The following is a 3,680-nucleotide window of genomic DNA, read 5'->3' on the forward strand; positions in this document are numbered from 1 at the left end:
ATAAAAGACACCGCGCGCGTGATCTCGCGAATGTGCGATCTCATCATGGCTCGCGTTAATCGCCACGAGACGTTAGAAGAGCTTGCTAAATTTAGCCGCGTACCCGTGATAAACGGCCTTAGCGATAAATTTCACCCCGCACAGCTGATGGCCGATCTCATGACGGCGGTCGAATGCGGGCTAAAAATAGACGAGATAAAAGCGGCGTTCGTGGGCGACGGCAACAACATGGCTCACTCGTGGCTGATGCTAGCTAGCAAGCTTGGCTTTGAGCTAAGGATCGCTACGCCAAAGGGCTACGAGCCGGACGCTGATATAGTAAATTTAGCGATGAAAAACGCTCAAATTTCGGGAGCTAAAATTTATCTAACTCATGACGTAAAAGAAGCCGTATCGGGCGCTAACGTCGTTACGACCGATACTTGGGTCTCGATGGGGCAAGAGGCGGAAAAAGAAAAGCGCTTAAAAGACTTCGCGGGCTTTTGCGTGGATGAAAATTTGATGAGTTTAGCCGAGCCGCGCGCGATATTTTTGCACTGTTTGCCGGCCTACCGCGGATACGAGGTGAGTGAGGCGGTGTTTGAGGCGCATGCGGATGAGATTTTTGCCGAGGCGGAAAATCGCCTGCACGCGCAAAAAGGCGTGATGGTTTGGCTAGATAGACACCGAAACGGGTAAGTTAAGGAAGTAAATGAAAGAAAAAAATCTACAAAAAACATACGAAAAAATAGATGAAATTTCGGGCGAGCTCGGAATAAAAGAGGGCGAAAAAACGATATTTGAGATCGTGCCGACAAGCGATCCGAGTCAAATGAGCCTTAGCCTAAAAAGCGGCTCGTGGGACGGAGTGGAGCCGTGGTTCGGCATTGACGAAAATCAAAATTTACACACGATGGTTTCGTTAAAATCGCTCTCGCAGCTCATCGAAGCCTACCGCAACGTCCAAAAGGAAAATTTCGAGCTAAGGCTTGAAAAGACGATCTGGCAAAACGTGCCGATAGATTTCGCCGACGTTTGGGTCGTGGCGATGGACGAGATACGCAAGATCGCCGCAAAAAATAAAAACAAAAAAAGCATCGACGTAAATTTGGAAAAACTGGTAAAGGGTATCAAAAAGCAGTATCCAAATTTGTTCGTCGATATGCAGAATTTAATGAAAAACGCAAGGAATAAAACGCTATGATAGATTTTGACGCTTACGTGAAGTATTCGCGCCCGGGACCGCGCTACACGAGCTATCCGACCGCGCCCGAGTTTAGCGATAAATTTAGCTACGAGGACTACCTGCGGGAGCTAAAAAACCGCGACGCCTCGCGCCCGCTTTCGCTTTATTTGCACCTGCCGTTTTGCCGCAGCGCCTGTTATTTTTGCGGTTGCAACGTGATCTATACGAGCAAAGAAGACCGCAAAACGCGCTATATGGAGTATCTGCAAAAAGAGCTCGATCTGCTAGCGGCAAACCTCGATACGAGAGCGCCCGTGCTGCAAATGCACTTTGGCGGCGGCACTCCGACCTTTTACGGCGCGGATCAGCTTGATGAAATCATCAAAATGATAAAGGCTAAATTTAAAAATTTCTCGCCCGAGGCTGAAATCAGCTGCGAAATCGACCCGAGATTTTTAACTCGTGAGCAGCTTGACGTGCTCGTCTCTCACGGCTTTAACCGCATCAGCTACGGCGTGCAGGACTTTGACGAGCGCGTACAAAAAGAGATCCACCGCATCCAGCCCTACGAAATCACCAAAAACGCCGTGGATATGGCGCGCGCCAAGGGCATAAACTCGATAAATATGGACCTAATCTACGGCCTGCCGTATCAGACGCTAGAGAGCTTTAAAGCGACGCTTGATAAGGCTCTGACGCTGTCTCCCGACCGTCTGGCGGTGTTTAACTATGCGCATGTGCCGTGGATAAAAAAATCTATGCGTAAATTTGACGAAGCTACGCTACCTAGCCCTAAAACCAAGCTTGAAATTTTAAAATACACGGCCGAGTTTTTTATCAAAAACGGCTACAAAATGATCGGTATGGATCACTTTGCAAAACCCGGCGACGAGCTTTTCGTCGCGCTAGCTAACGGTACGCTTCATCGTAACTTCCAGGGCTACACGACTAAGGGTGGAGCCGATCTCATCGGTATCGGACTAACTAGCATCGGCGAGGGACAAAGATACTACGCTCAAAATTTCAAGGACATGGACGAATACGAAAAAGCCCTAGATAGCGGTGTTTTGCCGTATTGCAAGGGTATCTATCTAACTGGCGACGATCTAATCAGAAAAGCCGTGATAATGAGTCTGATGAGCAACTTCGCCCTTGATATCAAGGCGGTCGAGGCTAAATTTGACATCAAATTTTTCGAGTATTTTAAGGATGATTTGGTCGAGCTTGAAAATTTGAGTGAATTTGTAACCGTAACGCCTGAAAAAATCAGCGTAAACGAGACGGGCACGCTGATCATACGAAATATCGCGATGTGTTTTGACGCGTATTTGAAAAAAATACCTGAAAATTTACGCCGATTTTCAAAAACGGTTTGATGGGCGGACATGTTTAAATTTAGCGAAATTTCAGATAAATGCGTAAAATGCGGCAAATGTATCCAAGTCTGCACGATCCACAAGATAAACTCCGACGAAACGACCTCTCCGCGCGGTTTTTTGGATCTCGTGGGAGCCTACGAGCGCGGCGAGCTAAAGCTCGATAAAAGCGCGAAAAATATCTTTGAGAGCTGTTTTTTGTGCACGAGCTGCGTCGAGGTCTGCCCAAACTCCTTGCGCGTGGATACGGCGATAGAAAACGTCCGCCGCGATATCGCGGAAAAATTTGGCATCGCGTGGTATAAAAAGGCGTTTTTTTGGCTACTGCGCCACCGCGCGGTGATGGACTTTTGCGCGAGACTGGGGTATGTGTTTCAAAGCTGCGCGTTTAAGATCCGCGAAGGTGCGATGAGCCCGAGATTTAGCCTGCCGATGGTGAAAAAAGAGCGGCTTTTGCCCACTGCTAGCAAAAAGAGCTTTTTAAACTCGCACGCCGAGTTTATCGATAACGGCGGCGATAAAACCATCGGTGTTTTTATCGGCTGCATGGGAAACTACGCGTATACGGGCATCGGCGAGGCTCTCGTTAAGATCGCGCGCGAGCTTGGGTTAAATTTAAATTTGATGAAAAAGCAGGCCTGTTGCGGCGCGCCGGCGTATTTTACGGGGGATTTTGCGACGGTCGAGGTTTTGGCAAAGCGAAATATAGAGTATTTTGAAAAAATGCTGGGCGAGCTAGACGCCATCATCGTGCCGGAGGCTACTTGTTCGGCGATGATAAAGATCGACTACGAGCACTTCTTTCATGATGATGAGCATTGGCGAGAGCGTGCAAAGGCGGTGAGTAAGAAGATATTTTTAGCGACGGAGTACTTTGAAAAATTTACGAATTTGGCTGAAATTTTGGCTAAAAAAGGCAAAAATTTGATCTCCGTGACCTATCACGACCCTTGTCATGCCAGAAAAATGCAAGGCGTATTTAAAGAGCCTCGCAAACTGCTCGCTCAAAACTACGAAATGACCGAAATGGAAGATCCAAACGAGTGCTGCGGTTTTGGCGGCGTGACGATGCAGTCTGAAAAATATCATCTAAGCCGCGCGGCCGGACAAAAAAAATCCGAGATGATAAAAAACTCGGG

4 protein-coding genes are annotated in these 3,680 nt (G+C 47.8%); all 4 read left to right on the forward strand.

Annotation, left to right across the window (positions count from 1 at the left end):
• Positions 1 to 678, forward strand: a 678-nt coding sequence (argF, locus tag Q0314_RS03085) for an ornithine carbamoyltransferase (protein ID WP_298056394.1), incomplete at its 5' end; no start/stop codon positions are given.
• Between the two features lie 13 nt (positions 679 to 691).
• Positions 692 to 1,183, forward strand: a complete 492-nt coding sequence (locus tag Q0314_RS03090; RefSeq protein ID WP_002947623.1) for a DUF2603 domain-containing protein — start codon at positions 692 to 694, stop codon at positions 1,181 to 1,183.
• Positions 1,180 to 2,541 (forward strand): oxygen-independent coproporphyrinogen III oxidase, encoded by a 1,362-nt coding sequence (gene hemN, locus Q0314_RS03095; RefSeq protein WP_298056398.1) that lies wholly within the window; start codon positions 1,180 to 1,182, stop codon positions 2,539 to 2,541. The genes Q0314_RS03090 and hemN overlap by 4 nt, the downstream gene beginning before the upstream one ends.
• 9 nt (positions 2,542 to 2,550) lie before the next feature.
• On the forward strand, positions 2,551 to 3,680 hold a 1,130-nt coding region (locus Q0314_RS03100; protein ID WP_298056401.1), incomplete at its 3' end, for a (Fe-S)-binding protein.

The sequence above is a fragment of the uncultured Campylobacter sp. genome (assembly GCF_938040115.1).
Taxonomy (GTDB): Bacteria; Campylobacterota; Campylobacteria; order Campylobacterales; family Campylobacteraceae; genus Campylobacter_A.